We start from the raw sequence: 17,603 nt of genomic DNA, 5'->3' as shown, positions 1-17,603 counted from the left end.
CGAGGGTTCGAGCCCTGTCCGCTCCGCCAGTTACGAGAAGGCGCATCCTCGGATGCGCCTTTCTTCTATCCGGATTCTACCCACGCTCCACGGTTGCCTAAATTGAAGTTCAACCGTTTCTGGGGGACGCATGCTGCAAAATATCAGGGACAATTCACAAGGCTGGATTGCCAAGACCATTATCGGGGTCATCGTTGCACTGATGGCCCTGACCGGTTTCGATGCCATTTTCCAGGCCACGACTCACAAGAACGAGGCGGCCAAGGTCAACGGTGACGAAATCAGCCAGAACGAGCTGAGCCAGGCCGTTGATATGCAACGCCGTCAGCTGATGCAACAACTGGGCAAGGACTTCGATGCGTCCTTGCTCGACGAAAAAATGCTCCGCGAATCGGCGCTCAAAGGCCTGATCGACCGCAAGTTGCTGCTGCAAGGCGCCGAACAGGCGAAGTTCTCGTTCTCCGAAGCCGCGCTGGATCAAGTGATCCTGCAGACGCCTGAATTCCAGGTCGACGGCAAGTTCAGCTCCGAGCGCTTCGACCAGGTGATCCGTCAACTGGGCTACAGCCGCATGCAGTTCCGTCAGATGCTGGCTCAGGAAATGCTTATCGGCCAGTTGCGCGCTGGTGTTGCCGGCAGCGGTTTCGTCACCGACGCCGAAGTGCTGGCTTTTGCCCGTCTGGAAAAACAGACCCGTGATTTCGCCACTCTTAACGTCAAGGCCGACCCGGCTGCGGTCAAGCTGACCGATGACGAGGTCAAGGCTTACTACGACGAGCACGCCAAGGAATTCATGACGCCGGATCAGGTGATCGTCGATTACGTCGAGCTGAAGAAATCGTCGTTCTTCGATCAGGTTGCGGTCAAGGATGAAGATCTTGAGGCGGCTTACCAGAAAGAGATCGCCAACCTGTCGGAACAGCGTCGTGCCGCGCACATCCTCATCGAAGTGAACGACAAGACTACCGAAGCGCAGGCAAAGGCGAAGATCGACGAAGTCCAGGCGCGTCTGGCCAAGGGCGAGAAGTTCGAAGCGTTGGCCAAGGAATTCTCGCAGGATCCGGGTTCCGCCAACAATGGTGGTGACCTTGGTTATGCCGGTCCTGGCGTTTACGACCCGGCTTTCGAAAAAGCGCTGTACTCCTTGTCGAAAGACCAGGTGTCCGAGCCCATTCGTACCGACTTCGGTTATCACCTGATCAAGCTGTTGGGCGTGGAAGCGCCTGAAGTGCCGACCCTGGCCAGCCTGAAAGACAAGCTGACCCGCGAGCTGAAAGCCGCTCAGGTCGAGCAGCGTTTCGTTGAGGCGACCAAGCAACTGGAAGACTCGGCGTTCGAAGCTTCTGACCTGGCGCAGCCAGCAGCAGATCTGAAACTGACTGTGCACACTTCCAAGCCGTTCGGCCGTGAAGGTGGCGAAGGTGTTGCAGCCAACCGTGCCGTGGTCACTGCCGCGTTCAGTCCGGAAGTGATTGATGAAGGTGCCAACAGCACCGCCATCGAGCTGGACCCGGAAACCGTGATCGTGCTGCGCGCCAAGGAGCATCTCAAGCCTGCGCAATTGCCACTGGAAAGCGTGAGCGCGGCGATCCGCACTCAGTTGACCAAGGAGCATGCCAGTGCCGAGGCCAAGACCCGTGCCGAGAAGCTGATCGCTGATCTGCGCGACGGCAAGGCGCCGCTGGACAAGGCCATTGACGGTCAGAACTGGAAGATCACCGAAGCGGCCACCCGTGGTCAGGAAGGGGTTGATCCGGCTGTGCTGCAGGCACTGTTCCGTATGCCGAAGCCGGCTGCCAAGGACAAGCCGACGTTCTCCAGCGTTACCTTGCCGGATGGCAGCCTGATGGTGGTGCGCCTCAACGGTGTTAACGAAGCTGCTGCGCCTACTGATGAAGAGAAGGCGCAATATCGTCGCTTCCTGGCTTCCCGTGAAGGGCAGCAGGACTTTGCGGCGTATCGCAAGCAACTGGAAGCTGAGGCGAAGATCGAGCGGTTCTGATCTTTTGACTGACGTTTGAAGGAGCCCCGGCCTGATGGTCGGGGCTTTTTTGTTTTTGGTGGCTTGGCGGCCTTTGGGCCGGCCATGCTCTGGGTGGTTTGGGTGAATATCCGTTTCTTCGGGTGCGGCGGCTGGTGGTTTCGCCCTTACGGCGAGGCATTTTTTCCAGACGCCGAAAAAGTACCCAAATAGGCTTGCTCCTACGTTCGGCCCTCGCAGGCTCGGGTTCCTTCGCTGCGGGATAGATCCGGGCGCAGCGGCTCCGGTTTGCTTCGCTGCACCTCCTTCCGCTGTGTCTGGCTGCGTCAGACGGTCGCTGCGCTCCCACGCCCGGATCAATCCCTCCGCTCAGCCTTCCGACGTCGCCGGTGGATCAAAAGCAGGATCAGAAGCACTCGAGCTTGCGCTCATTGTTGAGTGGGGCGGCTTTGCCGCGGGCAGCTGCGCTGCTTTGCTTTTGCTTTTGTGGGAGCGAGCCTGCTCGCGAAGGCGGCTTGGCAGCCTACCTGATCTTGAGTTTTTACCTTTCTTTTGCTTTAGAACACGCCGGTCGGTTCTGGGGTGTTATGGCCGTCGAGCCGACAAGCCATGGCGAAATTGCGCGCGTTGATCGATCATTTGTCCACGCGGCTTTTTCCTGACGGCCATGACCGGTAAAGTTGTAACCGATTCTTGACACTATTCCATGCGCCATGGGGCAACGATCTGTTGCACAATACGCCCCGGACTGTTTTCCCTCAGGATGTTCAATGTTGATTTCCACTCCCATGCGTGTTGTCGGGCTGGCGCTGTTATTGACTGCGGTGGCCGGTTGTTCGAAGGACAAGCCGATCTATGAGCATGAGAACTTCGATGACTCCGGCACCTTTTCGCGCAATTACCCGGTAACCGACACCGCCAGTTGCGAAGCGGCCCGGCGCGCGTTGCTCAGTCAGGGCTACATCATTACCAGCAGTGATCCGAAGCTGGTCAGCGGGCACAAGAGCTTCCAGCAGACCGGCGAGACGCACCTCGAGATCAGCTTCAACGTGGTCTGCGCCGAAGATGGCAGCGCCGGGCATCATGCGACGGTGTTCGCCAACGCCTTGCAGGACCGTTATGCGCTGAAGAAGACCAACAACTCGGCCAGCCTCGGGGTTGGTGTGTTGGGCTCGGTGTCGATGCCGATCGGCTCCTCGGACGACTCGATGGTCAAGGTCGCCAGTGAGACGGTCATTGCGCAGAAGTTCTACGGGCGTTTCTTCACGCTGGTGGAGCAGTTCCTGCCCGCCGATGCGAAGAAAGCTGCACACATCGAAGAAAAGCCGAAAACCGATCTTGGTGTGCCAGAACCAAAAGCGGCACCTGCACCTGCGCCTCTGGCGCCGACACCTGCAGCGGAACCGGTCCCCGTGCCGGCTGCGGAAACTGCACCGGCCCCGGTTGAAACCGCGCCAGTGAGTTCCGAACCGATGGTGCCCCCAGCGGAGTCGACGCCGATTACGCCTGCGCCAGCGCCCGTGGAAGAGCCAGCGCCGGCCAGCGAAACCATCACTCCGCCGACCAACCCGGATATTCCGCCACCATCCGAGCCGATTCCGGCGATGCCGGCTTCGGGCCAATAAGAAACCAAGCGAAACCCTGTGGGAGCGAGCCTGCTCGCGAAGCGGTGTATCAGTCGACAGATGATTAGACTGACACACCGCTTCGCGAGCAGGCTCGCTCCCACAGTGGTTTTCGGGTTGGCTTAAAATCTGGTAACACACCTGCGGCATCATCGCCGCGATAAATCCCCAACCACCTGCTACGTTTTATTCATGAAGGCAGCGTTTCACTTTTCCTTCACACGGGCACTTTATGCTCGGGGCACAGGTCGATTGATCAGGCCATTTTCATAGCGAGCAGTTGGGGGATTCATACGATGGATGAGTATCAGGAAGAACTGCTCGAATACCAGGCCTTTGAACTGGATCAACCAGAGCCGGCTGACGACGCGACGGAACTCTGAGCTTCAGGCTCCCGAGCGGTAATTTCGTCGGGATTCGCCGGGCGTCTGCCCGCTCCAGCGCTTGAATGCGCGCTGGAAGGCTTCAGCTGAGGCGAAGCCCAGCAGGTAGGCGATTTCGCCGAATGCCAGTTCGGTGTCGCGGATGTAGGTCATCGCCAGGTCGCGGCGTGTGTCATTGAGGATCGCGCGAAATTGCGTGCCTTCCTCAGTGAGCTTGCGCCGCAAGGTCCAGGTCGGCAGTTTCAGGCGTGCCGCGACTTCTTCTAGATCCGGCTCGCGGCCGCCATTGAGCAGCGGGCCGAGCAATTGGGTGATGCGCTCGCGCAAACTGCGGGTGCGGGTCAGTTGTTCCAGCTCCCGCTCGCACAATTGCAGCAGATGTCGCCAGGTGCTCGGGCAGTGTTCAGGGTTGCGCAGGGCGAGGCTGCTCAGGCTCAGGCGCAGTTGGTTGCGCTCGGCGCTGAACTGGATCGGGCATTCACCGAGCATTGTGTAGGCGTCGCGGTAATCCGGCGCTTCGAATTCGATTTCGATTCGCTCGGCGCGTAACGTTTCGCCGCACAGGCTCGACAACTGATGCAGCCAGCCAGCGAGGATCGAGTCGACCACGAAGCGGTTATAGGTGTTGTACGGGCTGATCGAGTAGAAGCGCAGCCACGCACCGTTGGCGTCTTCGTGGAAACTGGACTGCCCGCGATAGTTCGAGCCGTAAAGCGGCTCGAAGCGCGTCAGGCAGCGGGCCGCTTCACGCACGGTGGGTGCTTGCGCCGCAGTGATGCCGGCCAGACCGGCCTGATTCAAGCGGATCATCCGGCCCATGCGCAGGCCCAGAGCCGGGTCGCCGGTGAGTTGAATCGCCGCATGGCCGAGGCGCATGTAACGCGGGATCGACAAGCGCGCCCCGGCCTCGGCCAGTCGCGCGGCATCAAGGCCATATTGTTCAAGCAGAGGCAGCGGATCGACGTCGTGGCTGCGCACGGCATCGGCCAGACTATGGACGACGCCCACTGACAGATCCCCGAGGCGCATCGGCTGTGGCTTCATGGTTTACAGCCAGACGTTCAGCAAGCGCGCACCACGGGCCTCGCCATCGGCGAACTGCTGGCCGTTGCTGCTGAGGAAGCTTGTGCCGGTACTCGACTTATCCCAGAACTGCCCGCGCATGAACACACTGACGCCGGCAATCGCGCGGCTGCTCGGTGGTTGTGCGGTGAGGGTCAGTCGGTGCCAGGCCTGACCTTCACTGAGGTCGCCGGGCTTGAGGCTGACCGAGCCCGGCGTGCTCGAGCCCTTGTAGCCACGCCATGGCTTGTCCCAGGCGCCTTGGCCAATAACCTGCGCCGGCACCGCCACCAGTTGCGCGCCTTGCTCATCGAGGGTGCGGTAGTTGGCGGGATACCAGCTGTCACTGCCGATCAGGATGCCCAAGCGTCCGGCCGGTGTGTCGACGACCTGGATGGCGTGTTTGTCTTCGGCCTGAATCACACCTTGCTGATCAAAGATCGGATGCATCTGCCGCTGCGGCTGGCCCAACGGTACGCCGTTGCGACCAAACACCACGCTGCTGTTGAACAGGGCGCCGCTGCCGGGCTTGAGCCGGCCGTCGCGGATGCTTGGCTCCGGCAGCACGATGGAGCCGGCCACCAGGGTGACCTGGAACTCCTTGGCCAGACCGCCGAACAGCGCCTGGTAATCCTTGGCCATGGCCTTCGCTTTCATCCGCAGATAAGCGTCATCCAGGCGTTGCTCGCCCTTGGCCCGCAGCCAGGCACGGGCAAACAGCAGTGGATTGCTCGCCGCCAGCCAGTTCATTGCCTCCGCCAGCGTTGGCGCCTGATACAACTCGTCTTTCTCGCCGCTGACCATCAGCCAGGTGCCGACGTGCTCGGGCAACACCACCACGGTTTTTTCGTTGAGCAAGCCCTGATCGCGCGCCTGCTGCAGATACGCCGCGAGTTTGCGGTGCAGGCGTGCGGAGCTTTGGTAATCGGTGGGGAACAGTTCGGGCTGGATGCCGAGCAGATTGCCACGGTCGCCGGGCGTGCCCTGATTGACGGCGAGCTTGATGCGCAGGTCCGACAGGTAATGTCCCGCCGGCCGGTCTGCCGCCCACATGGCGTAGGTGGTCAGGGCGGCAACGAGGGCCATGGAGAAAAACAGATACAGAAGTTTGCGCATGAAAACCAACAACAGCCGGGTACAGGATGTGCCGACTAGGGTAGGGCCCATGGCCCGGGTTGCCAAGGGGCGCTGCGCATTTGGATCAATAACTTGTCAGTTACGGTCATTGAGTGACAGCGGTGCGACTCTTAGTCTGTCGAACATGACTGACGGGGGACGCAGAGCTCCCGCAATTTTTCCGTGATCGCTCGTTGTGGAGTTACCGATGACCGCCGCTCATTACCCGCATCTGCTGGCCCCGCTGGACCTGGGATTCACCACGCTGCGCAACCGCACCCTGATGGGCTCGATGCACACTGGCCTTGAAGAAAAGCCGGGTGGCTTCGAACGCATGGCGGCGTACTTCGCCGAACGTGCCCGTGGCGGTGTCGGCCTGATGGTCACCGGCGGCATCGGCCCGAATGACGAGGGCGGCGTGTATTCCGGCGCGGCCAAGCTCACTACCGAGGAAGAGGCGCTCAAGCACCGCATCGTCACTCGCGCGGTGCACGAGGCGGGCGGCAAGATCTGCATGCAGATTCTTCACGCCGGGCGTTACGCCTACAGCCCGAAACAAGTAGCACCGAGCGCGATTCAGGCGCCGATCAACCCGTTCAAGCCCAAAGAGCTGGACGAAGAGGGCATCGAAAAACAGATCAGCGATTTCGTCACCTGCTCGGTATTGGCGCAAACCGCCGAATACGACGGCGTCGAGATCATGGGCTCGGAAGGTTACTTCATTAACCAGTTCCTCGCCGCGCACACCAACCACCGCACTGACCGCTGGGGTGGCAGCTACGAAAACCGCATGCGCCTGCCGGTAGAAATTGTCCGTCGTGTGCGCGAAGCGGTCGGGCCGAATTTCATCATCATCTTCCGCCTGTCGATGCTCGATCTGGTCGAAGGTGGCAGCACCTGGGATGAAATCGTCATGCTGGCCAAAGCCATCGAGCAGGCCGGTGCGACCATCATCAACACTGGTATCGGCTGGCACGAAGCGCGGATTCCGACCATCGCCACCAAGGTTCCGCGTGCAGCGTTCAGCAAGGTTACGGCCAAGTTGCGCGGCTCGGTGAGCATCCCGCTGATCACCACCAACCGCATCAATACCCCGGAAATTGCCGAGCAGATTCTTGCCGAGGGGGATGCCGACATGGTCTCCATGGCCCGACCATTCCTCGCCGATCCGGACTTCGTCAACAAAGCCGCCGAAGGCCGCGCCGACGAAATCAACACCTGCATCGGCTGCAACCAGGCGTGCCTCGACCACACCTTTGGCGGCAAGCTCACCAGTTGCCTGGTCAACCCGCGCGCCTGCCACGAAACCGAACTCAATTACCTGCCGGTGCAGCAGATCAAGAAAATCGCCGTGGTCGGTGCCGGCCCTGCCGGCTTGTCTGCCGCCACCGTGGCCGCCGAGCGCGGTCATCAGGTGACGTTGTTCGATTCGGCCAGTGAGATCGGTGGCCAGTTCAACATTGCCAAGCGCGTGCCGGGCAAGGAGGAATTTTTCGAAACCCTGCGCTACTTCAACCGCAAGCTGCAAACCACCAATGTCGAGGTGTGCCTGAACACCCGCGTCGACGTGGCCAAGTTGGTTGAAGGCGGCTACGACGAAATCATTCTCGCCACCGGTATCGCCCCGCGCGTGCCGGCGATTCCGGGCATCGAAAATGCCAAGGTGCTGAGTTATCTGGATGTGATCCTCGAGCGCAAACCGGTCGGCAAGCGTGTCGCGGTGATTGGTGCGGGCGGGATCGGTTTCGATGTCTCGGAATTTCTCGTTCATCAAGGCGTAGCCACCAGTCTGGATCGCGCGGCGTTCTGGAAAGAGTGGGGCATCGACACGCAACTGGAGGCCCGTGGTGGTGTGGCGGGAATCAAAGCGGCACCGCATGCGCCGGCCCGTGAGGTGTTCCTGTTGCAGCGCAAGAAAACCAAGGTTGGCGACGGTCTGGGCAAAACCACCGGCTGGATTCATCGCACCGGTCTGAAGAACAAACAGGTGCAAATGCTCAACAGCGTCGAATACCTGAGCATTGATGACCAAGGCTTGCACATTCGCATCGGCGAATCCGGCGAGCCGCAACTGCTGGCGGTGGACAACATCGTGATCTGCGCGGGGCAGGATCCGTTGCGTGAGTTGCACGATGGTCTGGTTGAAGCCGGGCAGAACGTACACTTGATCGGCGGCGCGGATGTGGCGGCGGAGCTGGATGCCAAGCGCGCGATCAATCAGGGTTCGCGGCTGGCGGCTGAGTTGTAAACACATTCTGTAGGAGCTGCCGAAGGCTGCGATCTGTTGATCCTGATTTCAAAAGCAAGATCAAAAGATCGCAGCCTGCGGCAGCTCCTACTAGTATGTGGTCTTTTCCAGATTGTGCAGTGCCCATGCTTTTGCCTCCCCCCAACTGGCTACCCCCGGCCCCTCTCGAACCGCTCTATCTGGACTGGCTTGCAGTTGCCGGCATAGAGGTCGCGATCCTGCGCCTGGACCGCATCGACCCGCTGATCAGCGGCAACAAGTGGTTCAAACTCGTCGAACACCTCAAAGCCGCCGAGCGTGCCGGCGCCGAGGGTATCATCAGCCTCGGCGGTGCACATTCCAATCACCTGCACGCGCTGGCGGCGGCGGGCAAACGGCTGGGTTTCAAAACCGTGGGACTGCTGCGCGGGCACCCGCAGGACACGCCGACAGTGCGGGATCTGCAAGCGTTCGGCATGCAGTTGCATTGGCTGGGTTACGCCGGCTATCGCGCGCGGCACGAAGCGGGATTCTGGACGCCATGGCAAGCGCAATATCCGACGCTGCGTGCAGTGCCCGAGGGCGGTGGTGGACTGGCCGGCGCACTGGGTTGCGCAGCGATCAGGCAGCAAGCCGAAGAGCAATTGGCCAAGCTGGGCTGGGATGATTTCGACGCCTGGTGGCTGGCCTGTGGCACCGGCACGACACTGGCCGGGCTGGCGCTCGCCGAGCAAGGCAAGCGCGCGGTGTACGGTGCTCTGGCGGTACCGGATGATCACGGCGTAGCGCCGAACATCGAGTCGATCCTCGCGCCCGCCACCGAGCATGCGGCGGGCTATCAACTGATCGACGCCAGCCGTGGTGGTTTCGCCAAAGTTGACGAGGCGTTGCTGACCTTCATCGATCAGACCGAGCAAACCAGCGGCATCCCTTTGGAACCGCTGTACACCGGCAAGGCCTTGCTGGCGCTCAAGCAGCATGTCGAAGCAGGCGAATTTGCCATCGGCACGCGTCTGATCTTTATCCACACGGGGGGCTTGCAGGGGCGACGCGGATTTGCAATGACATAGCCGATGGACGCGATCAGTACATGCCAGCGTTTCGGCGTAATGATATTTGCAACACACAAAAGTCTTATTTGTACGGTTTATTATTTCTGCTTATTTAAAGTTGTTGGTGTGCGTTGAACTGTGGGCGTAACTCTATGTTGCTTATATCTTGTAGGTTCTTTTGGTTTGAATAGTTTGTTGTGCGTGATTATTGTTGGTTCGGCTCTTTAGTTTGTTATTAAAGATCATAATTATATTTGTAAATTTGAGTGTGAATATGAAAAGTCCGATCTCCAAGCCTCGCCCCACTACCACTACACCAAAGCCAGTGGCGCCAACCAAACCCGTAGCACCGACCAAACCCGTAGCACCGACCAAACCAGTGGCACCAACCAAGCCAGTAGCACCAACCAAACCGGTAGCGCCGACCAAGCCGGTAGCGCCAACCAAGCCAGTAGCACCAACCAAACCGGTAGCGCCGACCAAGCCAGTGGCACCAACCAAACCGGTAGCGCCGACCAAGCCAGTGGCGCCAACCAAGCCAGTAGCACCGACCAAACCAGTGGCGCCAACCAAACCGGTAGCCCCAACCAAACCAGTTGCGCCGACCGCACCAGTAGCGCCGGTCGATACCAAGCGTCCGCCAATGCCATGGCCGACCCTTAACATCAACATCGATCCGGTGGCCTTGATTACGCTGATTCAAACACTCGGTGCGACCGTCAATGTCGATGGTTCGACCACACTGCCTGACGGTAGCGTGGTTGACGTTGATAAGACTTCGATCAAGCGTCCCGACGGCATCATTCAATATGACGACGGCCGGGTAGAGTATCCGGACGGGCGAATCGTATGGTCTGATAATACCGTTGAATATCCGGATGGCCGTATTGTCTGGGAAGATGGTACTGAACAATTGCCTGACGGAAGCGTTAAACATCCCGATGGTAGTGCGTACGACGCAGAGGGCAACCTTGTTTCAGAGTAAGTAATAACCGGGCAATATATTTATTTAAGACAGTGCAAAAAAACACCGCTGATTGTCATGGATCAGCGGTGTTCCGGTTATCGGCCTCAGGCGTTTTGCGGCATCTCACCGTTGGCCAGACGCTTGTTGATGTCGGCGATCACTTCCGGCAGATCGCTGATGGTGTCGATCATGTAATGCGGCCGCGAACTTGCGAACAGCGCGTGGATGCGCTGGCGCTCGCTGGCCAGTTCATCGCTGCCCAGCGCGCGGAAACCCTCATAATCCAGACCCAGCGCGTTGCCCGAGCAAATCAGCGCAACCGTCCACATGCCGGCCCGGCGACCTTCGAGAATGCCCGGCACGGTGTCGTCGATCTTCACGCACGCTGCAACATCGTCGATGCCCAGAGCGATCACGTTGGCCAACGCTTGCGCCGGCCATGGACGACCGTTTGGCACTTCGTCGGTGGCGACCACGTGGTCGGCGACGTAGCCGTTGCTGGCGGCGAGTTCGACGACTTTGTCCATGACCGCTTTCGGGTAACCGGAGCAGGAACCGATCTTGATGCCTTGTGCGCGCAGTTGGGCGATGGCGTCCAGCGCGCCGGGAATCAGTGCCGAGTGCTCGGCGATTTTCTCGATCTGCAACGGCATGAAGCGGTTGTAGATAGCGGTGACGTCATCGTCGGTCGGCGTGCGACCGAATACCTTGCGATAACGCTCCGCCACTTGCGGCTGATCACAGAGGGTGCGGATGTGATCCCACTTGCCCATGCCCATCGGCCCACGGGCTTCTTCAATCGACACCTGCACATCGAACTCGGCGAAGGCTTCGACGAAGATCTGCGTCGGCGCGAACGAGCCGAAATCGACCACGGTACCGGCCCAGTCGAGGATCGCGGCTTGCAGCTTGCTTGGATTGGTGTAGTTCATGGCGATGAATTCCTGAGTTGTAATGCAGTTCAAATGTGGGAGCGAGCCTGCTCGCGAAAGCGGTCTGACAGCGCATGTGTCGCCTGGGACGACGCTTTCGCGAGCAGGCTCGCTCCCACAGGGGATTTTTGGTGGGGCTCAGATATCGAGCACTTCCATCTCGCGCAGCACTTCACCCACTGCTGCTACGGCCTGGCGCATTTCGTCCGGGGTGACGTGGCCGATGCAGCCGACGCGGAAAGTTTCGACCTGGGTCAGTTTGCCGGGGTAGAGGATGTAACCCTTGGCCTTGACCCGCTCATAGAAGTCCTTGAACTGGTAGCGCGGATCCTGCGGGGCATGGAAAGTGGCGATGATCGGCGCCTGAATCGCCGCCGGCAGGAAGCTGCGCAAGCCGAGCTTGTTCATCTCTTCCATCAGCGCCTGACAGTTGGCGGCATAACGCGCATGCCGCGCCGGCAGACCACCTTCTTCGCGGTATTGCAGCAACGCTTCGTGCAGCGCCGCGACCACATGGGTGGGCGGGGTGAAGCGCCATTGCCCGGTTTTCATCATGTAGGCGTGCTGGTCGTACAGGTCCATCGCCAGCGAGTGCGAGTTGCCAGCCGCGGCGGCCAGCGATTCCTTGCGGGCGAAGACAAAACCCATACCCGGTACGCCTTCCAGGCATTTGCCGGAGGCGGCGATCAGCGCGTCGAACGGTACTTTTTGCGCATCCACCGGCAACGCGCCGAATGAGCTCATGGCGTCGATGATCAGACGTTTGCCGTGTTGCGCGACGACCTCGGCGATTTCTGCCAGCGGATTGAGAATGCCGGTGCTGGTTTCGCAGTGGATCAGCGCCACGTGGGTGATGTCAGCGTCGGCGCGCAGCAAACGGTCGACGTCGGCGGCGGTAGTCGGTTCGTCTTCCGCGGTTTCGAAGGTGCTGAACGAGCGCCCAAGCACATCGCAGATCTTCGCCAGCCGTTTGCCGTAAGCGCCGTTGATCAGCACGAGGATTTTGCCATCACGCGGTACCAGCGTGCCGATCGCCGCTTCGACGGCGAAGGTGCCGCTGCCCTGTAACGGTACGCAATGGTGGCTGGCGGCGCCGTTGAGGATGGCCAGCAATTGCTCGCACAGGCTGGCGGTCAGCTGGTTGAAGCGGTCATCCCACGAACCCCAGTCGACCATCATGGCCTGGCGGGTGCGGGCCGAAGTGGTCAACGGGCCGGGAGTGAGCAGAATCGGTGCGGCGGTACTCATTCGTGTGTCCTCGCGAAAACGCTGTGGGATGAAGCTACGGGGCCTACGTTGCAATTCGCCGCTGCATCAATCAAATTGTTTGTTGTTATGCCAGCCATCAGTGAGGGTTATCCATGAATCTGTTTCAGCTGCGCGCCTTCGATTCCGTGGCCCGCGAAGGCAGCTTCACCCGCGCGGCTGCGCGGTTGTTCATCAGCCAGCCGGCGGTTACCGGGCACATCAAGGCGCTGGAAGAGCACTACCAGATCACCTTGCTGCGGCGTACCGCGCGACGGGTGGAACTGACCGAGGAGGGCACCAAACTGGCGGCGATCACCCGCGCCATGTTCGGTCTGGCGGAAGAAGCGCAGACGCTGCTCGAGGCCAATCGGCAATTGTTGACCGGGCGTCTGGAGGTGGCGGCGGATGGGCCGCACATGGTCATGCCGATGCTGGCGAGCCTGCGCGCACGCTATCCGGGCATCACGGTCAACCTGCGTCTGGGCAACGCGCAGGAAACCCTGGCGGCGCTGTTGTCGGAACACGCCGATGTCGCGGTGCTGACCGAGGTCGAGCCGCGCAAGGGCCTGCATCTGCAAGCGCTGAGCGAATCGCGGATCTGCGCGCTGGTGCCGGCAGGGCATCGCTGGGCGAATCGCTCCGCTGACGTGAAACTCAAGGAGCTGGACCAAGTGATCATGGTCCTGCGCGAGCCGAGTTCGATTACCCGGCGCACGTTTGACCAGGCGTGTGCGCAGGCCTCGATTCAGCCGCGGGTGTTGCTGGAGCTGGACAGTCGCGAGGCGGTGACCGAAGCGGTCGCGGCCGAGTTGGGGGTCGGTGTGGTGTCATCGGTGGAGGTCAGTCATGACCCGCGCGTGGTGGCGATCCCGATCGCCGGGGAAGGGCTGGTGAACCGGCACATGATTGGCTGCATGGAGCGCCGGCGCGAGTTGCGCTTGATTCAGGCGTTTTTTGATCTGGCGCCAGACTGAAAACCGAGGCGACTTTTTCGCGAGCAGGCTCGCTCCCACACTACAGAGCGCGGTCCCATGTGGGAGCGAGCCTGCTCGCGAAGGGGCCAGTGCTGCTTACACAAGGCTCTCGCGAACCATATCGAGAAACGTCGCCACCACCCGCCGCGAACTCTGTTCGCGCAAGCACACCAGGGTTTCGGTCAGGCGCCTCGTGCAGTCGGTGATCGGCAACGCGCAGACCCGTGAGTCGGCGCCGAACTCCGCCGCTGAAACCACACCAACCCCGATCCCCACCACCACGGCTTCGCGCGCCGCTTCCCGACCTTCAACCTGAATCGCCGGGCGGATGCGCAAACCTGCGCGGGCCATTTCCTCTTCCAGGGTCTGCCGGGTCACCGAACCGGTCTCACGCAGCACCAGTGGCGTGTCATCCAGATCGGCCAGACAGATCGATTCGCGCTCGGCCCACGGATGATTGCGCGAAACGAACGCCACCATCGGATCGTTGCGCAACGGCACACACAGCAAGCGTTCATCGGTTACGTCGCGGCCGAGCAGCGCCAGATCGGCCTGATAGTTGAACAGGCGAAACAGCGATTCATCGGTATTGCCGGTTTCGATTTTCACGCTGATGCCCGGGTAGCGCTCGCAGAACCGTGCGATCTGCGGCAACACGTGGATCGGCGCGTCCACCGCGAGAATCAGGCTGCCGGTCTGCAGGGCCTGGGATTCCTGCAGCAATTCCTGCGCTTCGGCTTCGATCACGAACAGGCGCTGGGTGATCGCCAGCAGGCGCTCGCCGAGATCGGTCAGGCGTACGGAACGTTTATTGCGGTGAAACAGCAGCACGCCGAAGCGTTCTTCGAGTTTGCGCACCTGGTCGGAAATCGCCGGTTGCGTCAGATAAAGCCGCTCGGCGGCGCGGGTGAAGCTGCCATGGACGGCCACCGCGTGGAACGCTTTGAGTTGGGCGTGAGAGACAGACATGGTGGCTCCAGTAACAAGCTCGGCTTATGTGTGAAATACGATAAATCGATTTTATTTATTAAACAGTAATTGCTTTGATCGGCTCACGCCATCGCTGACTGCTCGGTCGAACAGCAGCGCTGGCCCATGAGCCTGTGCGTGCAACAGCAGACTCATCTGACCGTTATCGCCGAAGGGAAGGGGCGGTATCGCAGTGCTCAACAATAAAAAACACAGGCGTTTTTCTTAATCGATTCTGCCGGCACACTCACACCCTGAGGTCAGAACCACCATGAACAAGCACATCGGCACCCTGGCGCGTTGGCGCGTGCAGATCTTCGCTATTACCTGGCTCGCGTACGCCGCGTTCTACTTCACCCGCAAAGCATTTTCGGTGGCCAAACTGGGCATCGCCGAAGACCCTGATTTCACCCTCGACAAAATGGCCATGGCCAACCTCGACGCGATCTATCTGGCGGCGTATGCCCTCGGACAGTTCACCTGGGGCATGCTCGCCGATCGCTTTGGCCCGCGAGTCGTAGTGCTTGGCGGTTTGCTGATATCCGCCGCTGCGGCGCTGGTGATGGGCAGTTTCGCTACATTGCCGATCTTCGCCACGTGCATGTTGATTCAAGGTCTGGCGCAGTCCACTGGCTGGTCGGGGCTGTGTAAAAACCTTGGCAGCTTCTTCCCGTCAGAGCAGCGCGGGCGCGTGCTCGGCTTGTGGAGTTCCTGTTACGCGTTTGGTGGTCTGGTCGCCTCGCCGTTCGCCGGCTGGTGGGCCTACACGCTGGTCGGCACCTGGCACGCGGCATTCATTTCCAGCGCGGCGGTGGTCGCGGTGGTGGCCGTGCTGTTCTTTATCTTCCAGCGCAACAAACCGGAAGACGTCGGCTTGCCGGCGGTGGAGCCCGAGCCGGAACTGACCGCCGAGGAAACCGCAGCCAACAGCAAACTCAGCGTGTGGGAGCCGTTGAAGGAAATCCTGCGCAACCGTACGGTGCTGGTGCTGGGCCTGGCGTATTTCCTGCTGAAACCGGCGCGTTACGCGATTCTGTTGTGGGGGCCAGTGATTGTTTTCGAGCAGATGCCCAGTGTCGGCAAGGTTGGCGCGGCGATCATTCCCACCGCGTTTGAACTGGCCGGATTGCTCGGGCCGATCATGATCGGCCTGGCCTCGGACAAACTCTTCGGCGCCCGACGCATGCCGGCCTGCGTGCTGAGTCTGCTGGCGCTAACCGTGACGCTGGCGTTGTTCATGGCTGCGCTGAACACCGGCAGCGTGTTGTTGGTCGTCGCGTTGCTGTTCGTCATGGGCCTGACGTTGTACGGCCCGGACTCGATGATCAGCGGCGCGGCCGCCATCGATTTCGGCAAGGCCAAGGCCGGTGCCACCGCCGCCGGTTTCGTCAACGGCTGCGGCTCCGTTGGCGCAGTGCTCGGCGGTTTGCTGCCGGGCTACTTCGACTCGGTGACGGTGTTCATCGTCTTCGCCGGATGCGCGCTGTTCTCGGCGCTGGTGCTGATTCCGCACTGGAACAGTCGGCCGGTCGGCGTGATGGAGCCGCGCGCAACGATCCCCAACTGCCCGCTGAGCGTCAAACCGCTGCGTTCCTGAAACCCTTCGCCCCGTGGCCTGCTGCGCGGTGCGCGGCAGGCTGCGTCGTGGCTTTCTGACTGGAGATTTCCCATGCGACCGTTCTGGCTCGAGCAAGCCTTGCAGGCCGACCCATCCGAGCAGTGTCCACCGCTGCAAGGCGAGGTGCGCACCGATGTGTGCATCGTTGGCGGCGGCTACACCGGATTGTGGACGGCGATCATGCTCAAGCAGCAAAACCCCGAGCTGGAGGTGCTGCTGATCGAGGCGGACATCTGCGGCGCTGGCGCCAGTGGCCGCAATGGCGGCTGTGCGCTGTCGTGGTCGGCGAAATATTTCACCCTGGAACGCTTGTTCGGCGTCGACGAGGCGGTGCGTCTGGTCAAGGAATCCGAGCGCAGCATCCATGCGATCGGCGAGTTCTGCGAGCAGTACGGCGTCGATGCCGACTACCGCCTCGACGGCACGCTGTACACCGCGACCAATCGCGCCCAGGTCGGCGCAACTGACGCGGTGATCGCGGCGCTGGAGCGTAACGGCATCAACTCGTTCAGCCAGCGACCGCTCGCCGATGTGCAGCGCATGGCTGGTTCGTCAAAACATCTGGAAGGCTGGTTTTCCCCGGCGGCTGCCAGCGTGCAACCGGGCAAACTGGTGCGCGGCCTGCGCCGGGTGGCGCTGCAATCGGGCGTGAAGATCCATGAAGGCACGGCGATGACCGGGCTGGAAGAGGGCCGCCCGGCACGCATCCACACGCCCGGCGGCAAGGTCATCGCCGACCGGGTGGTGCTGGCGATGAATGCGTGGATGGCCCGCGCGTTTCCTCAGTTCGAGCGCAGTGTGGCGATCGTTTCCAGTGACATGCTGATCACCGAACCGCGCCCGGACCTGTTGCAGCAAATCGGTTTGACCAGCGGCGTCAGCGTCCTCGATTCGCGGATTTTCGTGCATTACTACCACAACACCCCGGACGGCCGGATCATGCTCGGCAAGGGCGGCAACACCTTCGCCTATGGCGGGCGGATGCTGCCGGTGTTCGATCAGCCGTCGCCTTATGCCGGCTTGCTCAAGCGCAGTCTCGCGGATTTTTTCCCGGCGTTCGCCGAGGTCAAAATCGACGCGACGTGGAACGGCCCGTCGGATCGTTCGGTGACCGGCTTACCGTTTTTCGGCCAGATGAGCGGGGCGGGCAATGTGTTTTACGGCTTCGGTTATTCCGGCAGCGGCGTCGGCCCGTGTCACATGGGCGGGCAGATTCTCGCCGCGCTGGTGCAAGGCCTGGATAACCCGTGGACCCGCTCGCCGCTGGTCAACGGGCCGCTGGGTTATTTCCCGCCGGAACCCATCCGCTACCTCGGCTCGTTGATGGTGCGCAACGCCATCCGCCGCAAGGAGCGCGCCGAAGATCACGGGCACCGGCCTCGGCATCTGGACGTGCGCCTGGCCAAGTTCGCGGCGGCGGCGGGCAAGGCGGACAAAAGCTGAGGCGCC

14 protein-coding genes are annotated in these 17,603 nt (G+C 61.1%); 8 read left to right on the top strand and 6 right to left on the bottom strand.

Annotated features, from left to right (window positions below):
* Nucleotides 1-130: 130 nt before the first annotated feature.
* Nucleotides 131-2,002, top strand: coding sequence for a SurA N-terminal domain-containing protein (locus CKW30_RS23865; protein WP_095182109.1), 1,872 nt, complete (start codon nt 131-133; stop codon nt 2,000-2,002).
* A gap of 749 nt (nt 2,003-2,751) precedes the next feature.
* Nucleotides 2,752-3,606: a DUF2242 domain-containing protein gene (locus CKW30_RS23855; RefSeq protein WP_095182108.1), complete on the top strand. Its 855-nt coding sequence runs from the start codon at nt 2,752-2,754 to the stop codon at nt 3,604-3,606.
* Between the two features lie 386 nt (nt 3,607-3,992).
* On the opposite strand, the gene CKW30_RS23850 is transcribed toward CKW30_RS23855, so the two are convergent.
* Both CKW30_RS23850 and CKW30_RS23845 read right to left on the bottom strand, forming a co-directional pair.
* Complete coding sequence (locus CKW30_RS23850) at nt 3,993-5,033, bottom strand: AraC family transcriptional regulator (RefSeq protein WP_095182107.1); 1,041 nt, start codon at nt 5,031-5,033, stop codon at nt 3,993-3,995.
* Nucleotides 5,034-5,036: 3 nt separating this feature from the next.
* The gene (locus CKW30_RS23845; protein WP_095182106.1) at nt 5,037-6,167 is read right to left on the bottom strand and encodes a nitrilase-related carbon-nitrogen hydrolase; all 1,131 of its coding nucleotides are present in this window, start codon (nt 6,165-6,167) and stop codon (nt 5,037-5,039) included.
* A gap of 208 nt (nt 6,168-6,375) precedes the next feature.
* On the opposite strand from CKW30_RS23845, the gene CKW30_RS23840 reads away from it, so the two are divergent.
* Both CKW30_RS23840 and CKW30_RS23835 read left to right on the top strand, forming a co-directional pair.
* Nucleotides 6,376-8,415 (top strand): NADPH-dependent 2,4-dienoyl-CoA reductase, encoded by a 2,040-nt coding sequence (locus CKW30_RS23840; protein WP_056788766.1) that lies wholly within the window; start codon nt 6,376-6,378, stop codon nt 8,413-8,415.
* 125 nt (nt 8,416-8,540) lie between these two features.
* Complete coding sequence (locus tag CKW30_RS23835; RefSeq protein ID WP_095182105.1) at nt 8,541-9,464, top strand: 1-aminocyclopropane-1-carboxylate deaminase/D-cysteine desulfhydrase; 924 nt, start codon at nt 8,541-8,543, stop codon at nt 9,462-9,464.
* A gap of 141 nt (nt 9,465-9,605) precedes the next feature.
* Here CKW30_RS23835 and CKW30_RS27785 read toward each other — a convergent pair whose 3' ends face one another.
* Nucleotides 9,606-10,112: a collagen-like protein gene (locus tag CKW30_RS27785; protein WP_082530311.1), complete on the bottom strand. Its 507-nt coding sequence runs from the start codon at nt 10,110-10,112 to the stop codon at nt 9,606-9,608.
* Between CKW30_RS27785 and CKW30_RS27125 the strand changes: the two genes are divergently transcribed.
* Nucleotides 10,090-10,431, top strand: a complete 342-nt coding sequence (locus tag CKW30_RS27125; RefSeq protein ID WP_143498023.1) for a hypothetical protein — start codon at nt 10,090-10,092, stop codon at nt 10,429-10,431. The genes CKW30_RS27785 and CKW30_RS27125 overlap by 23 nt on opposite strands.
* An 86-nt stretch (nt 10,432-10,517) precedes the next feature.
* On the opposite strand, the gene phnX is transcribed toward CKW30_RS27125, so the two are convergent.
* Complete coding sequence (gene phnX / locus CKW30_RS23825; RefSeq protein ID WP_095182103.1) at nt 10,518-11,345, bottom strand: phosphonoacetaldehyde hydrolase; 828 nt, start codon at nt 11,343-11,345, stop codon at nt 10,518-10,520.
* A gap of 138 nt (nt 11,346-11,483) precedes the next feature.
* Entirely contained in the window at nt 11,484-12,593 is a 1,110-nt protein-coding gene (locus CKW30_RS23820) for a 2-aminoethylphosphonate--pyruvate transaminase (RefSeq protein WP_095182102.1), read from the bottom strand.
* A 113-nt stretch (nt 12,594-12,706) separates the two neighbouring features.
* Between CKW30_RS23820 and CKW30_RS23815 the strand changes: the two genes are divergently transcribed.
* Nucleotides 12,707-13,567: a LysR substrate-binding domain-containing protein gene (locus CKW30_RS23815; protein ID WP_095182101.1), complete on the top strand. Its 861-nt coding sequence runs from the start codon at nt 12,707-12,709 to the stop codon at nt 13,565-13,567.
* A gap of 96 nt (nt 13,568-13,663) precedes the next feature.
* On the opposite strand, the gene CKW30_RS23810 is transcribed toward CKW30_RS23815, so the two are convergent.
* Entirely contained in the window at nt 13,664-14,536 is an 873-nt protein-coding gene (locus CKW30_RS23810) for a LysR family transcriptional regulator (protein ID WP_095182100.1), read from the bottom strand.
* Between the two features lie 271 nt (nt 14,537-14,807).
* On the opposite strand from CKW30_RS23810, the gene CKW30_RS23805 reads away from it, so the two are divergent.
* Nucleotides 14,808-16,133, top strand: coding sequence for an MFS transporter (locus tag CKW30_RS23805; RefSeq protein WP_056788787.1), 1,326 nt, complete (start codon nt 14,808-14,810; stop codon nt 16,131-16,133).
* Nucleotides 16,134-16,205: 72 nt separating this feature from the next.
* Entirely contained in the window at nt 16,206-17,597 is a 1,392-nt protein-coding gene (locus tag CKW30_RS23800; RefSeq protein WP_095182099.1) for an FAD-dependent oxidoreductase, read from the top strand.
* Nucleotides 17,598-17,603 lie beyond the last annotated feature (6 nt).

The organism is Pseudomonas sp. Irchel 3F6, from assembly GCF_900187595.1.
Taxonomy (GTDB): Bacteria; Pseudomonadota; Gammaproteobacteria; order Pseudomonadales; family Pseudomonadaceae; genus Aquipseudomonas; species Aquipseudomonas siliginis.
Note: the sequence above shows the minus strand (reverse complement) of the source record. Positions and strands in the feature narration are given on the sequence as shown.

What these genes read in the sequence shown, in the direction of transcription:
- CKW30_RS23845 (WP_095182106.1), bottom strand. Translation starts at nt 6,167, where the DNA reads ATGCGCAAACTTCTGTATCTGTTTTTCTCCATGGCCCTCGTTGCCGCC.
- CKW30_RS23800 (WP_095182099.1), top strand. Translation starts at nt 16,206, where the DNA reads ATGCGACCGTTCTGGCTCGAGCAAGCCTTGCAGGCCGACCCATCCGAG.
- CKW30_RS27125 (WP_143498023.1), top strand. Translation starts at nt 10,090, where the DNA reads ATGCCATGGCCGACCCTTAACATCAACATCGATCCGGTGGCCTTGATT.
- CKW30_RS23815 (WP_095182101.1), top strand. Translation starts at nt 12,707, where the DNA reads ATGAATCTGTTTCAGCTGCGCGCCTTCGATTCCGTGGCCCGCGAAGGC.
- CKW30_RS23805 (WP_056788787.1), top strand. Translation starts at nt 14,808, where the DNA reads ATGAACAAGCACATCGGCACCCTGGCGCGTTGGCGCGTGCAGATCTTC.
- CKW30_RS23810 (WP_095182100.1), bottom strand. Translation starts at nt 14,536, where the DNA reads ATGTCTGTCTCTCACGCCCAACTCAAAGCGTTCCACGCGGTGGCCGTC.
- CKW30_RS23855 (WP_095182108.1), top strand. Translation starts at nt 2,752, where the DNA reads ATGTTGATTTCCACTCCCATGCGTGTTGTCGGGCTGGCGCTGTTATTG.
- CKW30_RS23840 (WP_056788766.1), top strand. Translation starts at nt 6,376, where the DNA reads ATGACCGCCGCTCATTACCCGCATCTGCTGGCCCCGCTGGACCTGGGA.
- phnX (WP_095182103.1), bottom strand. Translation starts at nt 11,345, where the DNA reads ATGAACTACACCAATCCAAGCAAGCTGCAAGCCGCGATCCTCGACTGG.
- CKW30_RS27785 (WP_082530311.1), bottom strand. Translation starts at nt 10,112, where the DNA reads ATGTTAAGGGTCGGCCATGGCATTGGCGGACGCTTGGTATCGACCGGC.
- CKW30_RS23820 (WP_095182102.1), bottom strand. Translation starts at nt 12,593, where the DNA reads ATGAGTACCGCCGCACCGATTCTGCTCACTCCCGGCCCGTTGACCACT.
- CKW30_RS23850 (WP_095182107.1), bottom strand. Translation starts at nt 5,033, where the DNA reads ATGAAGCCACAGCCGATGCGCCTCGGGGATCTGTCAGTGGGCGTCGTC.
- CKW30_RS23835 (WP_095182105.1), top strand. Translation starts at nt 8,541, where the DNA reads ATGCTTTTGCCTCCCCCCAACTGGCTACCCCCGGCCCCTCTCGAACCG.
- CKW30_RS23865 (WP_095182109.1), top strand. Translation starts at nt 131, where the DNA reads ATGCTGCAAAATATCAGGGACAATTCACAAGGCTGGATTGCCAAGACC.